At 58.2% G+C, this 13,803-nt stretch carries 13 protein-coding genes and 1 pseudogene; 4 read left to right on the top strand and 10 right to left on the bottom strand.

Annotated features, from left to right (window positions below; genetic code table 11):
• Positions 1 to 494: 494 nt before the first annotated feature.
• The gene (locus tag ACZ9DP_RS18175) at positions 495 to 899 is read left to right on the top strand and encodes a hypothetical protein (RefSeq protein WP_476203135.1); all 405 of its coding nucleotides are present in this window, start codon (positions 495 to 497) and stop codon (positions 897 to 899) included.
• 590 nt (positions 900 to 1,489) lie between these two features.
• The gene (locus ACZ9DP_RS18170) at positions 1,490 to 2,941 is read left to right on the top strand and encodes a CYTH and CHAD domain-containing protein (RefSeq protein WP_476203134.1); all 1,452 of its coding nucleotides are present in this window, start codon (positions 1,490 to 1,492) and stop codon (positions 2,939 to 2,941) included.
• 240 nt (positions 2,942 to 3,181) lie between these two features.
• Here the strand turns inward: ACZ9DP_RS18170 and ACZ9DP_RS18165 are convergent, their stop codons facing one another.
• The 4 genes from ACZ9DP_RS18165 to ACZ9DP_RS18150 all read right to left on the bottom strand — a co-directional run bounded on the left by ACZ9DP_RS18165 (position 3,182) and on the right by ACZ9DP_RS18150 (position 5,890).
• Positions 3,182 to 3,523 carry a hypothetical protein gene (locus tag ACZ9DP_RS18165; protein ID WP_476203133.1) on the bottom strand — a complete coding sequence of 114 codons (342 nt, stop codon included), beginning with the start codon at positions 3,521 to 3,523 and terminating at the stop codon, positions 3,182 to 3,184.
• Between the two features lie 186 nt (positions 3,524 to 3,709).
• Positions 3,710 to 4,546: an extracellular catalytic domain type 1 short-chain-length polyhydroxyalkanoate depolymerase gene (locus ACZ9DP_RS18160; protein ID WP_476203132.1), complete on the bottom strand. Its 837-nt coding sequence runs from the start codon at positions 4,544 to 4,546 to the stop codon at positions 3,710 to 3,712.
• 296 nt (positions 4,547 to 4,842) lie between these two features.
• A complete protein-coding gene (locus ACZ9DP_RS18155; RefSeq protein ID WP_476203131.1) occupies positions 4,843 to 5,388 on the bottom strand; it encodes a DUF1269 domain-containing protein in 546 nt (181 codons plus the stop codon).
• Positions 5,389 to 5,641: 253 nt separating this feature from the next.
• Positions 5,642 to 5,890, bottom strand: coding sequence for a hypothetical protein (locus tag ACZ9DP_RS18150; protein WP_476203130.1), 249 nt, complete (start codon positions 5,888 to 5,890; stop codon positions 5,642 to 5,644).
• 894 nt (positions 5,891 to 6,784) lie between these two features.
• On the opposite strand from ACZ9DP_RS18150, the gene ACZ9DP_RS18145 reads away from it, so the two are divergent.
• The gene (locus tag ACZ9DP_RS18145) at positions 6,785 to 6,985 is read left to right on the top strand and encodes a hypothetical protein (protein ID WP_476203129.1); all 201 of its coding nucleotides are present in this window, start codon (positions 6,785 to 6,787) and stop codon (positions 6,983 to 6,985) included.
• Positions 6,986 to 7,725: 740 nt separating this feature from the next.
• On the opposite strand, the gene ACZ9DP_RS18140 is transcribed toward ACZ9DP_RS18145, so the two are convergent.
• The 6 genes and pseudogenes from ACZ9DP_RS18140 to ACZ9DP_RS18115 all read right to left on the bottom strand — a co-directional run bounded on the left by ACZ9DP_RS18140 (position 7,726) and on the right by ACZ9DP_RS18115 (position 12,671).
• Positions 7,726 to 8,205, bottom strand: a complete 480-nt coding sequence (locus tag ACZ9DP_RS18140) for a DUF2269 family protein (RefSeq protein WP_476205397.1) — start codon at positions 8,203 to 8,205, stop codon at positions 7,726 to 7,728.
• Positions 8,205 to 9,515 carry an SDR family oxidoreductase gene (locus ACZ9DP_RS18135; RefSeq protein ID WP_476203128.1) on the bottom strand — a complete coding sequence of 437 codons (1,311 nt, stop codon included), beginning with the start codon at positions 9,513 to 9,515 and terminating at the stop codon, positions 8,205 to 8,207. The genes ACZ9DP_RS18140 and ACZ9DP_RS18135 overlap by 1 nt, the downstream gene beginning before the upstream one ends.
• Positions 9,516 to 9,789: 274 nt before the next feature.
• Positions 9,790 to 11,029, bottom strand: a pseudogene (locus ACZ9DP_RS18130) (DUF892 family protein).
• Between the two features lie 867 nt (positions 11,030 to 11,896).
• Entirely contained in the window at positions 11,897 to 12,154 is a 258-nt protein-coding gene (locus ACZ9DP_RS18125; protein WP_476203127.1) for a hypothetical protein, read from the bottom strand.
• A 73-nt stretch (positions 12,155 to 12,227) separates the two neighbouring features.
• A complete protein-coding gene (locus tag ACZ9DP_RS18120) occupies positions 12,228 to 12,383 on the bottom strand; it encodes a hypothetical protein (RefSeq protein WP_476203126.1) in 156 nt (51 codons plus the stop codon).
• A gap of 24 nt (positions 12,384 to 12,407) precedes the next feature.
• A complete protein-coding gene (locus ACZ9DP_RS18115; protein WP_476203125.1) occupies positions 12,408 to 12,671 on the bottom strand; it encodes a hypothetical protein in 264 nt (87 codons plus the stop codon).
• 396 nt (positions 12,672 to 13,067) lie between these two features.
• Between ACZ9DP_RS18115 and ACZ9DP_RS18110 the strand changes: the two genes are divergently transcribed.
• The gene (locus ACZ9DP_RS18110) at positions 13,068 to 13,565 is read left to right on the top strand and encodes a YciE/YciF ferroxidase family protein (RefSeq protein WP_476203124.1); all 498 of its coding nucleotides are present in this window, start codon (positions 13,068 to 13,070) and stop codon (positions 13,563 to 13,565) included.
• Positions 13,566 to 13,803 lie beyond the last annotated feature (238 nt).

Here is a 13,803-nt window from a genome sequence, read left to right as displayed (position 1 = left end):
ACGCTCTCAGGATCCTTGCTGCTGTCGGCCTGCTAGCGATCGCCCAGACAACCCCCACGGACGTTTGGGCCGAACCTATTGGCGGTGCTGGCTCGACTTTTGTCGCACGCGTTGGCGCAATGGGCGGAAGATTACCGTGTCGCCCGAGCCAATGGAGGAGATTTCAGCTCTCCTGATTGGACGGTCGACTACGAACTGGTCGGCTCGCTCGGCGGCCTCATGCGGCTCGATCAGCCGGAATTGGATTTTGCCGCGACGGACGTACCGGTTAACCCCCGCCGAACTCGAAAAGCACGGCCGTCGACAGTTTCCGATGGTCTTCGGCAGTGTTGCAGTTGTCGCGAACGTCGATGGTATTGCCGCAGGTCGCCTTCGGCTATCGGGCCCTGTCCTTGCCGATATTTATCTTGGCAGGATCCAGCGTTGGTCCGACTTGGCGATCAAGGCGCTGAACCCCGATCTTTCGCGGAACGGGTGCGGAAGGCACGCAGGATTTGATCCAGGCGGTCAAGAGCACCAAAGGTGCCATCGCCTACGCCGAATACGGGCAGGTGGAACGCACCGGTTTCCCCTTCGCCTCGCTTCAGTACAAGTCCGGAAATTTCGTCAAGCCGGGAGCCGAGGGCGTGCAGGCCGCCGTCAACGCAGTCGCCTGGGACAAGACCAAACATTTCTTCGTCTCGCTCACTGACCTGCCGGGAAAAGACGCGTATCCGATCACAACGGCGACGTTCGCCGTCGTTTCGGCCGCTGGACGCTCCGGGGATCGTTTCGGCCGGGTCCATGACCTCTTTCGCCTGGCGGCGATGGACGTTGTCAGAAGCTCCGCACAGGATGCTCTTCCGCAGAAATTACGAAGAGATGACACGAACCGCCCTCGTCGGGGCGCGGTCCATTAACCACCGCGCCCGTTAATGTAGAAATCCCGGATGTGGGCTACCTGGAGCGCTACGCTATCGACCGATCGCGCGCAATGGCGTGGAAAAGGCCGCAGTGGCCGGACTGGCAAGGATGGTGACGCGCCTGATTAAAAGGCATCCTCTCGTGCTGCCGAACTTTTGATCGCAGGCGCAAGCCGAGCTGGCAAGACTGGTTGGGAAGAACTGGCAAGACACATGACACGTAGCTCTGGTCCTCGATCGAGATCGCATTCGGTGCCGTTGGTCGCGCGTCCAGGAGGCCTGAGCAGAAAGCGTAGCGTCTTTCATTGAAATCAAATCATGATTGAGCAAACAGACCGCGCCGGCCTGGTGCACATCGTCTACGTCTGCAAGTGTTTCCGGTTGCGATGGCGATCGATCATGTAACATCGTCGTCCGCTATGGGCGCATTCGTCAAGCGGACAGCACCCTGGCGAACGGTCAATCTTGAGTCCAGCCTCGGCAAGATCGACCTTTTCCGCTACAATGACATCCTCAGTTGTCGGCATCATGATACCGTGACACGGCTGAACTATGTGCTTGCTTCAAACGAACCTTGGAGATCATCCTTGGCTGCCGAAATCGAATTGAAACTCGAGCTGCCACCTGAAGCGGTCAAAGAGCTGCTTGCTTCCGAATTTCTCGGAGAGCCAGAAGACGTCCTCATCCAGCACTCGACATACTTCGACACCGACGACCATCAGCTCTTCAAGGCAGGCTTCACCCTGCGTATCCGCCGCACAGGCGAGGCCTTGATACAGACGGTAAAGGCGACAGGATCAAGCGCCTCCCTCTTCGCACGGTCGGAGTGGGAGACTCCTTTAATCACTGACACGCCCTTGCTTGATCATTCCAGTCCGCTGCAGACCGAGTTTGGAGCTGACCTCAACGTCGCTCCCCAGTTCGATGTCCAGGTTGACAGACGGCTCTGGAACCCGAGCGAGAACGGATCACAGATCGAGGTGGTCGTGGACCAGGGAACCGTGATCTCGGGAGAGCGGCGAACACCGATCTGCGAGGTCGAGCTTGAGCTGAAGGACGGTGACCGCCAAAATCTGTTCGTCCTTGCGAGGCGGATCAAAGCCGTTGCACCCGTTCGTGTCGGCGTTCAGTCCAAAGCGGGCCGCGGTTATCAGCTCATCGGGCCGCAGCAGTTCGTGTTCAAGGCAGAACCCATCGATCTCGACCGGAATATGAACGCGGTCAGGTCCTTTCAAACCATCGCGCAATCCTGCTTCCGGCAATTCAGGCTGAATGAGGATGTGCTCCTTTGCCGGAGGAATGCTGAGGCTCTCCATCAGTCACGCGTGGCGCTCAGACGCCTTCGCTCTGTCTTTTCACTCTACAAGCCGCTGCTTGCTGATGCAGAGGCAGAGCGCCTGAAGGACGAGCTCCGGTGGCTGGCAGGAACACTAGGCGACGCCCGAAACCTGGACGTTCTCCTCGTCAAGGCCAAGGATGATAATATGCATGACCGGCTGAAGACTGCACGCAACGCCGCCTATGACGACGTCGTCGACGCCCTTCAGTCCTCGCGCGCCCGTTCCCTGATGCTTGACTTCAACGAATGGCTTCACTGCGGTGAGTACCTCAACCGACCAGAGACCGCCGATGATCGCAATGGGACGGCCGTCGATTTCGCCTGTCAGGCGCTCGACCGGATGCGCAAGAAGCTCAAGAAGCATGGCCGTGCCCTTGCACAGGTTGACGACGAACAACGTCACGAGGCCCGTAAGGACGCTAAGAAACTGAGGTATGCAGCCGAGTTCTTCGGCTCGCTCTTTCCCGACAAACGCGGCGTGCGCCGCCACAAGCGGTTCATTTCGGCGATGGGCGACCTGCAGGATCACCTTGGCGCTCTGAACGACCTCGCAACAGGGCCAAGCGTCTTGAAGAAGCATGGTCTGGAAGATCATCCGGCTGCGAGCTCGGTCATCTCGCATGCCGACAAGCAAGACTTGATCGATGAAGCACAGACTGCGCTCGACGACGTCGTGGATGCAAAAAAGTTCTGGCGTTGAATGGTGAAAAAAAGCCCGCCGGCGGCGGGCAAGTGTGCGGTCTGGTTAAGGGGGAAAAACGCCCAACCAGATGTAAGCACTGTATTCGATTACCGTGGCAGTTCCGTATCGCTTCCTGAAATGAAACAGTGATATGTTGCTTATAGCTTGAAATTGGCGAGGAGAATGATCCGTCCTCGCGAATATAGCGGCTATAGGCGAGTACCTTTTTCTTAGTGCTGGACGATCATGGTGCCAACTTCAATTCGGAGTTGCTTCACGAGGCACCGAAGCGGGTGGGGCCTTCTTCTTCAGCTTGCGCAGAACCGGGCTCTTTTCCGTAGGATCTTCCTCATCATCTGGATCACTCGCCGACCCGACCTCATCCATTCTGTGCGCTATCGCAAGCGCGCAAATCGTCTGCAGAACATTCCTATCCTTCACGTGAGGATCTGAAAGAGCAAGAAGCGAAGCACGCACAATCTTCTTGCTGGTGGCTTTGGGACAGCGCTGCAGCACAAAATCGTAGAGCGCCTTGCCGGAAAGACCTTCTGTGGCGCCATCCAAAAGCGCTTCGTAAACTCGTTTCCGTTTTGCGCTCACAGTTCCCTCCTACCTCTAGATCATCGCGACAGTTTCTGTCGCAAAACCGTCATACACAATAAATCAGCGCGCGCAATAGAAGTACAATTCGCGCCCAGACCAGATGACGCACCGTGTCGCCGTGACATCATTTGACCGCGCTGGGATTTGTTTCATGACCGCATGAACGAAGGCAGGGGGTTATGTTCAAGGAACGAACCGTTTCAAACCCCAGAGACGCATGAGCTCGGCTGGAACGGAAATACCCGCATCAAGGACATAAGGATCGAGCTTTCGTCCCCGGCCCTTCCCGAGATTTCGCACTGGAAGCCCATGGCCGAATCCCTGTAGCAAGTAGAGCGACACCCGAAAGCGTCCATCTTGTTTCCACCGGACAAGCGTCCCCCATGGCTGGACAACCGTGCGGCGCATTTCTTCCGGGATGCCGGTAACCTCGAGCCATTGGGCAACGCATGCCTTCGCGTTAACGGACTTCACCACGCGATCTTCTGTTCCTTGCCATATGGAGACCGGTGGCCACACGCTCTGCGCAGGCGAAACCGCTTTGACTGGGCTGCCCCATCCGCCAGGTGGAGGCGCGGTGCCGGATTTCATAGCACGCAAAGCGGATACTGCGTCCCTTGCGGTTCCAAAGGGCATTCCGGCGACGATCGCGCCACCGGCAAAAAGGCCGGGATATGTTGCGATAAGGGCCGATGTCATTGATCCCCCCGCAGACAACCCCGCAATGTAGACCCGGGACCGATCGATCCGGTGGCGGTCTATTGCATGTTCGATCATCTGCCGGACAGACATCAGCTCGCCGCGGTCGCGCGCCACTGCGCTTGGCCGAAACCAGTTGAAGCAGCCACCGGCATTGTTGGCATTCTTCTGTTGTGGATAAAGAAGAACAAATCCGCGCTGGGCAGCGAGCCTGGAAAATCCGCTTGCAGCGTCGAAGCTCTCAGGCGTCTGCCGGCACCCATGAAGTATCACGACGAGCGGCGGCTTTGCTGGCAACCGCTTCGGAAGAAAAAGTTTCATTCCAAGGCGTCCGGGGTTACTGCCGAAGCCGACTACCTCCCTAAGGACTGGATTTGCGCCGCCTTTCGATCTGGTCGACGTGGATCTCGTTTTCGCCTGCGAACTTTTCCAAGCCTTTTCGAAGAGGTTCTGAAACTTCCTTTGCGTCTTCAATAATCGTGAGAAAGACTTCGCAAATCGCACCTTCACCGGCTACGTCCTTCCCACGAGGTCCTCGACGCTTCTCCCGTCGCCAAAGGCAACCATCGACAGACAGCTTCAAATTTCTAACGCTGTTCGCAATGGTCCAGCAGCCATCAAACGTTGGACGAAGGCGGAGCAGATGGGATGAGCGGTTCGGCAGCCAGGGCCTGACGTAGGCGCTCCTCTTGCTCCGAAGACAGCGACGAGCGCAGGACCTTGGCATGCTCACCCTTAAATGCTTCCAGCACCTTCTCGGGCTGCGCCTTGCGAACGAGAAGGAACAGAGCCGAGCTATTGGCCGGAATCGCGTCGGCCAGCCGCTTGATGAGATCGTCGTCGATCCCATAGTCGGTTAATGAACCAGCAAGCGCGCCCGATCCGGCGCCGAAGGCGCCACCGAGGACCATGCCCGCAAGCGGGTTGAGGAACAGGAGACCGACCAGCGATCCCCACAGAGCACCGGAAAGGCCGCCGCTGGCCGCCCCGGCCGCGGTAAGATTGATGCTTTGCTTCAGGCGGACCTTGCCCGAGCTGTCGCGGATTGCGACGACGGCGTCTTCCAGATCGACAAGGTATTCCTTCTCGAGTTGGACAAGCCGGTTGAGAATGGCGTCCGCCTTGTCGGCGGTATCGAAACTGAGCACCACGAGCTCTGACATCGAGTTTCTCCGCGTTGGTATACCGACAGGACATAGCAGCCAAATGGATTTCGTCCATGGGCCAGTTAGTCAGCTGCGAGATACATGACCGCTAATGCGCGTTGCACGAGCGATCGTGGGATTGGCCGCATCATCCACGGCGCGATCTATGCTGATTGTCTTGCGCCTCGCAGGTATAGCCTGATCCCTCGTGGCAGCTGATGGCGATGGACGAGTCGCACAAAACTATCCTGCCGAATACGGTGTATTCGGACTAGATTCTTCCGCGTCCAGCCAAAACATTCTCGGCAAAGACATCGATGAACTCCGCTTGGTTGCGCCCGACATTGTGCAAGAATACCTTTTCGAAACCCATCCGCGCATCATCAACCAACCATGCGATATGATCTGCAGGATCGGCTGAAATGCGGACATGCTGATCCATGTCTTCAGGGCGGACGTGCCGACAGGCATCGTCGAAATCCCCAGTCAGACGGAGGTCTTCCGCCATCGCCGCTGTCATCGCGTTGCTGCGCCACTGGTCGTAAGCATTCGCGCGTGCCTCGAACTGACTTTTTGCGTAGGAGACATGGGCCTGCAGATAGAGAGGCTTTCCATTCCCGCCGCCGAATCTGAAGGCGTCTATGATCTCTTCAAGTCGCTCGCGGGGTTGATTGACCGTAATTAGCGCATCTGCCCAATGGCCGGCCCACTCGGCTGTTCTTGCTGAAAGTGCACCGGCAACGATCAGCGGTGGTTCGGTCGGGAGCGTGTAAAGTGTCGCCTCGTCAACCTTGATCGGCTTCAGCCGACCGCCGACGATCGACGCATTGATGTCAAAGGCTCGCGGCCTAACGAGGGATCCGCATGGATCAACGTGCTTTCACCTAACGAGGGATCCGCATGGATCAACGTGCGGCCATTGAAGACCAGTGCTCGGTCAAACTCGAAGCTGTCATCTATGTTTCAAACTATAGCAGTACGCAGTGCTGGGGCGGTTGGTCATCCGCTACCCTAGGGAGCCAGGTGCGCAACTTCGCATCGACGCCTCCGGATCTGACTTCTGCACGTGGCAGCAACTCGGCGAGGCGGATATGTTCAGATCGCACGTTTTTTGGTCACTGCGTCCTGGAGTGGAGGACGCTCTCAGGATCTTTGCTGCTGGCGGCCTGCTGGCGATCGCCGAGGCAACCCCCGACGGTTGAGCCGAACCTATTCACGGCACTGGCTCGACTTTTGTCGCACCCGTCATGGCGCAATGGGCGAATGGCGGATCCAAGGCCGCCTTAAATACATGAGACGAAACAATCAGTCAGCGGATGCGTTGGTCAAGTCATCGCGTAGGTGGCATTCAGCTGGCATTGACGCCAGCCAATCGCCGATATGCGTACCCTCGGGAATGCCAGAGGAGCACCTCATGACCGATGCCTTGAATGACAGGCCGCTGCGAAAAGTTCTGCGCGGCCGTCCGTACAAAGTAAGCGAGTTCGCCAGCAAATACCGGCTCGATGAGCAAGAGGCAAAGCGCCTCTACGAGAAGTTCGGACCATCCGCCACCGACCTTGACCTTTTAATGTCCGCAAAGCGCTCTCGCAAGCTACCGACTTGCGATTTTTGAATGGCCGGGCCCAAATCCGCATAGCTGAACCTCTTCCGCTACAACAATTGGCGGTTGTCTTGTCTCGGCGACCATTAGTCGGCAGTGATCTGTGTGCGAAAACTTTGCCTCGCTCCTTCAGCCGGACCGAGCTACCCGCGGCGGTCCGCCCGGGGCGCAATCGACAAGGTTTCGAACGGGGATCGGTTTCCTGTTGCCGCCGGCGTCGAGAAGTGGAATTCGGCCCCGCCTAGTCCTAACGCTATTTACTTCTCAGCGGGATCCGGTGCTGACTTCTGGTCTGGCCTTCTCAGGTGCTTGAGCCTGGGTCCGGCGCATTTCCCGGAGCGTGATCAAGTGGCGCAGCCGCTCGAAAGCCGTATGGAATGTTCAGGACGCAGGAAAGCCGGGGATACCGCTGGCTCCGAAGCTAGGCGGTCGAAATCGTAGTTCCAGCCGTAGGATACCACGCGCCACCTGCCTTTGAAGCCGTGAAAGTCGAAAGTCTTACACGGGAGTTTCGGAATTTCATGGAATGGTCCGTAAGCGTGAAACGATGCTCGGCTTTCTCGTTTTCCAGCACGACCGCAACGGCCGAGGGCATTGGTTGAGATTGCAATCCGCATATGGGAAATAGGTCTTAAAGAGCGCGGCGACGTCTTGTGCATAGCCGATGTCGGACGCATATGGGGGAGCGTCCAAAGTTTGAAGGGCGACCGGGCTGCTCGTGGCGACAGAGCTGCGCGTTATCCCGTCAGCCATCAAAACCAGGTGCCGAGAGCCGGCCGTGCGATCATCAGCCAGAAAATGGCAAGCACGGCGGCAAACGCCGGAAACCCGAAGGCGAACCAGCGCCAGAACAGATTGTGATACCGAATAGGTAGAGCGGTAGCGGCTTCGACCGCCGCCTCGGCCAGTCGGCGCATTTCCATCTGCATCCACACGACCGGCAGCCAGAACATGCCAGTGAAGATGTAAAGGAGTATCGATAGCACGATCCAGCCTTCGCCGAGGGAGTAGCCGACATTACAGGCAAGTGCGACACCGGTAATGGGTTGGAGGAGAACGGCCGTCGTCGTGAAGGCGAAATCGGCGATGACGACTATGCGCGCTACTCCCGCGATGACTGTCGGCCGGCCCGTGAGATGGGCAAGCAGCATGAAGAAGGCGATACCGGCGCCGGTGCCCAGGAGAACCGAGGCGCCGATGATATGAAGGTATTTGAGCACGAAATATGTGATCATCGGTCCTCCAGTATGGCGATCGTTATCAGGTGAAGGACGAGGATCGGCCAGATCTTGAGCAGCGGCCCGAGCGGGTCCCTCCAAAGCTCCGGCAGTAGCAGCGTGCCTGCCGCGACATAGAAAAGCGAAATGGCGACCCCTAGCAACAATCCGGCATAAGATGTACGGCGGAACGCGATGAGCGCACCGACCACGAGGTCGGCGAATGCCCCCGCAACGACACTGAATTCGGCAAGCGCCGGTAAGGCTGTGCGGCGCATCAGGTCGACACCTGGCCCCCATCCGACGGTCAACGATATGATGCCGGTCGCGATCCAGAATGCCGCGAGCACCACCAGCGAGATCGGCTTAAGGAAGTAGAGTCTCGCAAACCACCGCTCCTGCACGCTGACTGAATATGCGGCGAGCGCGTCGTTCAGCGATGTCGGGATGATGCCGGTGGCTTCGATCCACCGCGCCGAATCCCCTGTCGCCCCACGGACGATTTCGCGCGCGGCGGTGGACCGGAGCGGCGGACGCCAGCCCAGCCATCCTGCCAGGTCGCCGAGGCCATAGAGAACTCTCGCGATCGACGTCGGAAGCGGGACCTCCTGTGCAGGTTTCCGCCCCATCCAGCTGCGGAAGGCAGCGACAACCTCGCGGAATTCGAGCGGCTCCGGCCCAGCCAGATCGAGTGTGACCGGGGCCGGCGCGCTATCAGGCAGGAGCCTGACCACTGTTTCGACCACGTCGTTGAGCTCAACGACCTGAAGCTTGCCGGTGTCTGGCATCAGGGGCAAGATCGGCAGAGCTGCAAGCCCGCGGAACATAGCGCTTGCCCCATAGGCTGCGCGTCCAATCACCACCGAGGGACGCAGAATGACCCAGTCGAGCGCCGAAGCCTTGAGCGCCTGTTCCGCTCGATACTTGGTATTGGAGAAATCGGACGGCTGGGCACGGTCCACCCCGATCGCCGAGAAGTGTATAAGGCGCTTCACCCTGGCGCGTTCGCAGGCCTTGAAGAGGGCGGAAGGGCCGTCGAAATGAACGGCCGTTACGTCGTCACTCGGACCATCCTGCAGCGCGCCTGCGCAATTAACGACGATCTCCACGCCGGATAGAACATGCTCCCAATCCTCGGGCTTCGTGGCGCGCGCGATGTCGAAGGGCATCGTCTGGATCGCACCAGACCGTCGCCAGGTTCGTGCGAGACCCGTGACGGAATGGCCTTCGCGTCTCAACCTTACCGTTATCGCAAAGCCGATCAGTCCGGTAGCGCCGATCACCAGAATGCTTCGCCGGCTGTCTACGGGATCGGTCAATTCCATTTCACGGTCTCCTGATCCCGCCCGCATCCCAATGAACTCGTCATCCTAACGGATGCAGCGCCCGTCAGTTCCGCCAGGATCGCCAGGGGCAGATGATGGAGCACCTTTGGAAGTGTAACGGCGGCGAAGCGCTGGAGCTGCACAACTTCCCTGTAATCGATCTCCGGTTCGACAAGAAACCGAGCCGTCTTCTTAATCGATGATTTGCGTCTTGATATGCCCATAAGCCGCCGTCGTAGCCGTCCAGGCGCAAACCACCACTGCAAGTGAGCTCTTAAGAAAAGTCTGGCGGCATGCGAGCCACCGACATCAGCGGCTGGGCCAGCTGATCGAGCAGCTGCTCCGCATTTTGTTCCTCGCCTAGAGAGACCGTAAGCAGTTGGGCGACGATCGGTTGCGACAGCTGCAAAGCAAGGAGTTCCTGGCTGTTGTATAAGCCGCAATTTCATAGTGTTCCACGCGGAGTGCCGTGGGACATCCTTCTTCTTCATACCTTCGGTCATCGCCTCCTCACCTTCCTCGACCAGACCCGCCACTCCTTTGCACGGCTTGGCACGCGCGGGCACCCCCAAAAATCTGGAGACATTCGGCGAGGCGTTCGACCTGAGCCACGGTTTCCTGCCGATGGGTTTGCAGCAACGTCTGCAGTTGCCTGGAGCGCGCCGCCTTTTCCATCTTGGGCAGGGCCTTAAGAAGCTGCTTCTCGGCGTGGAGCAGATCCCGCAGCTCGTCGATCAGCAACTCCTGGATCGCCTCCGATCCTCCGACGTGCGCGCTTTCGGCATGAATGGCAACTGGGTCACCCGGTTTCATTCCCTGGAACGCCGGCGCCTTGACGAATTCCCATGGCTCGCCCTCGTTCCAAGGACCTCTCGCATCCACTTCGCCGTGATCTCCTTCACCGGTTGAAATCGTTAAAGAATTGATCAACGAGTTTCGGCGTAGGCGCGATCATGCCGACGGTAAGCGGCGGCTTGCCCATGCTCTCCAGAGCAAGGGAGAAAGCTCGCATACGAGTGATCTCTCGGGTCATCAGGAACTGCAGGGCATCCTTGGTGCCGGGATCGCGACAAAAATGATCAGCCGCTCGTAGACGATCTTAGCGCGGGCTTATGCCGCAATGTTGCTGCGCAGGTCGACGTCGAGGTCACCGGTGATCTTGAGGCAATCGGCGGTCCACGGATTACCCATGGAGTTGAAAAGGTTCACGCCGCCGCCGGCAATGGCAATCAGTGGGTCGGCCTCGGCTTCCTCTCTGAAAGATTTCAGCGGCTTGAGGTGCAATGCGCGCCAAAAGCCCAACGATCTCCAGGTGACTGAGCTCTTCGGTGCCGATGTCCATTAGAAGATCCTTATGGGCCGGATCCTCACAATTGAGACCTTGAATCGAATATTGCATGGCGGCGGCCAGCTCGCCATTGGGCTTCCGAACCGCTCCAGCAGCATATTGCCGAATGTGGGTCCGGTTCATCGACGCGAGCCGTACACATACGCTCTTTAACGTGATGATACATAGCAGCCTCGCTGAACAAAGGGACTGGCGCTAACCCGCGAGCGTTCTCAAGGTTCCCCGGGGTTGTTTTTGCCAGTTGAAGCAAGATCGCCGCCGATCTTTGGCATCTCACCGGGAAAAATCGCCGCCTTGCTATCAGCCAAGGCCGGTAGACGGGCTCCGGTGCGTCCAAACTTGATCTGAGTGCACAAGAGTTGCGCACGGTCCGCGTGCTGCCCGCTTGCAGGAGCCGCAATCGCGGCGAGCCAAGCGGCTGCGACTAGCGGCCCGAATGAACGGCCTACAGGCCCAACGCCATCCAGATCCCCTTGTCATCGAACTTCAGACCTTTGACATCGGTGTAAACTGCATTCGATGCGCGTCATAAGGCGTGTTAAGTAAGGTAACGAGAGCGCGCGCCGCCGTTCTCTTGTCGTCACCACAGGATGTGATGCATGAAACAGACCGTGCCGACTGACGTTAGATAGCGCGGCCAATCATGGCCTCGATGGAGGAATACCCATGGCACCAAATGAAAACAAGCAGGGGAGTAGCTCAGGCAAGGGGGAAAAGAGCGCATCCAGCTCTTCATCTCGGAAGTCTTCTTCGTCCGGAAAGCAAGGCGGTTCTCACGAACAGCACGTTAAAGCCGGTCAGCAGAGCCACAAGAACTCGAAGTAATCGATCGATTGGACGCCCGCGGTTTTCCGCGGGCTCCGGTTGAGCCAATATGCCGCTGATAGAGGACAGCAGCCAGTAAACATTGTTGAGATGAAGAGATATATTATTTCCAGAGACTGGAGCTGGAGGGGCCTCTACGATGCGCTCAAAGTTCCGAACAGGCCAAAGCTTCCGATGCATTGCCTCGCGTCGCAAATCTCGGAAAATTTCATTCTTCTGTCGCGGTGCTGCCTGCCGGCCGGTCTTGCTTCCATTTCTTGAATGGCGCGAGGAGTTGGCCTGGAAAGCGCGTTTCGATCTCGTTTTCCACGATAATGATCTTTGCCTGGATGTCGGGCTCTAACTCTTCACCTGATGAAGCGCTCTCGCTATCGCTTTCGAGCTTCGCCAGGAGTTCAAATATTTCCTCGTCTGTCCACCTCTCGATGGATCGGGCGAAATCCGCTGCGCTGCTCTCCTGCTCCATCATTGCCTCCGCCGGTTTGGTAAAGCTCTCGATCGACGAGAATGTCTGTTAGCCATTCGAACCCGAATTCATATTAATGCATGGCCTCGATAAAGGCGCGGCGATAGAACGCGCCGAGGTTGATCCGTTCTGCAGCGACCGCCACAAGCTTCTTTTCGAGACGGCGCTCGAATTCCCGCGATCGGGCCGCCCGCGGCCTGCCGTGCGGTGTCGTAGGCTTTAACCGCATCCGTGGTCCGACGTCGTCGCGGTACTAGGCAAGCGTCATGGCGGCCTTGATCAGCAGAGTTCTTATCTGCGGACGGTGCTCGGCAGCGATGACGAGGCCAAACGACTTGATCAGGACAGGCTTCGGGACGGGCAGCTCGATCTCGTCGATGATGTCATTTCCCACTTGCGCTTCCTCGGCGAACACGAGGTATTGGTCCACCAGGTCATGAGCGGCCTCGAGGGTCTCGGTGTCCGGGCTGTACCGGCACCAGGTGTCACCAAAAGCACTCAGCGATCCGTAGGACATCAAGAGCTCCTTGCCCTTCAAAGGAACGCGGGACCCGTTTTTTTGTTCAAGGCAATGAGATTGTCTCCGTCGAGGGCTTTTCGAAACTATGCTTGCCGTTTGCGTCTGCTTCGCTCACAGGGAGACCAACTCGCCCATCGGTAGATTCCCTCGCCTGTCGAGATCCGCGCCGCGGGAGGGGAATGAATTGTCACCGAAACGGTTCCCTGAACTACAATGCAGACCAAATCTTGAGTCCGAAGATTAAGCCCATCCCGAACCGTTGCGGCAGCAGCAGCGCCGGGACCGTAACGAGCGCGAATAGGCGAGCTCGAAAAATGCGACTATGGTCGCGGGGAACATCCCGCGGCGCCCCACGTTCTGGGCTGGTGACTCATCCCACCGTAGGAGGACGGAATGGAAGAGAAGACATTGAACGACCTGTTCGTCGACACGCTGAAGGACATCTACTTCGCCGAGAAGCAAATCCTCAAAGCCTTGCCGAAGATGGCGCGTGCGGCGCAATCGGAGGAAGGCAAAGCGGGTTTCCTGAAACACCGTGACGAAACCGAAAGTCAGATCGAGCGGCTCGTGCAGGTGTTCGAGATCATCGGCAAGCCCGCTCGTGGCAAGATCTGCGAGGCGATCCAGGGCATCATCGCGGAAGGTGAGGACATCATCGAAGAGTTCAAGGGCTCTGCCGCACTCGACGCTGGATTGATCTCTGCGGCCCAGGCCGTCGAACATTACGAAATCGCCCGCTACGGCACGCTGATCGCCTGGGCCAAGCAGCTGGGTCTGAAGGACGCGATCCCTCTCCTTCAGGCAAGTCTCGCGGAAGAGGAAGCCACCGACAAGAAGCTCACCCAGCTTGCGCAAACTTCGGCAAATGTGAAGGCGACGAAGGCTGCCTGAGTCATTGTTTCTGATTGCTTGGAGGGCCGCCATTCCCGCGGCCCTTCAGTGCGGCCGCAACATCATTTCTGGACGGCGGCCACCGCGGCCCTTCATGAAAGCGGTCGGCGACTTCAAGGGCCGGAGACCTCAGCGAGTGCCCGAAAAACGGAGCCCGAGCCCTGACGCAGCACCGATCTGGTTACTATCAGAAACTGCGCGCAACATGAACCGTGACAGTGCGATTTTCGAGGGAACG

This window comes from Rhizobium sp. USDA 4016, assembly GCF_056279705.1.
Note: the sequence above shows the minus strand (reverse complement) of the source record. Positions and strands in the feature narration are given on the sequence as shown.

What these genes read in the sequence shown, in the direction of transcription:
- ACZ9DP_RS18150 (WP_476203130.1), bottom strand. Translation starts at nt 5,890, where the DNA reads ATGACAGCGGCGATGGCGGAAGACCTCCGTCTGACTGGGGATTTCGAC.
- ACZ9DP_RS18135 (WP_476203128.1), bottom strand. Translation starts at nt 9,515, where the DNA reads ATGGAATTGACCGATCCCGTAGACAGCCGGCGAAGCATTCTGGTGATC.
- ACZ9DP_RS18155 (WP_476203131.1), bottom strand. Translation starts at nt 5,388, where the DNA reads ATGTCAGAGCTCGTGGTGCTCAGTTTCGATACCGCCGACAAGGCGGAC.
- ACZ9DP_RS18115 (WP_476203125.1), bottom strand. Translation starts at nt 12,671, where the DNA reads ATGTCCTACGGATCGCTGAGTGCTTTTGGTGACACCTGGTGCCGGTAC.
- ACZ9DP_RS18145 (WP_476203129.1), top strand. Translation starts at nt 6,785, where the DNA reads ATGACCGATGCCTTGAATGACAGGCCGCTGCGAAAAGTTCTGCGCGGC.
- ACZ9DP_RS18160 (WP_476203132.1), bottom strand. Translation starts at nt 4,546, where the DNA reads ATGAAACTTTTTCTTCCGAAGCGGTTGCCAGCAAAGCCGCCGCTCGTC.
- ACZ9DP_RS18125 (WP_476203127.1), bottom strand. Translation starts at nt 12,154, where the DNA reads ATGGAGCAGGAGAGCAGCGCAGCGGATTTCGCCCGATCCATCGAGAGG.
- ACZ9DP_RS18120 (WP_476203126.1), bottom strand. Translation starts at nt 12,383, where the DNA reads ATGCGGTTAAAGCCTACGACACCGCACGGCAGGCCGCGGGCGGCCCGA.
- ACZ9DP_RS18110 (WP_476203124.1), top strand. Translation starts at nt 13,068, where the DNA reads ATGGAAGAGAAGACATTGAACGACCTGTTCGTCGACACGCTGAAGGAC.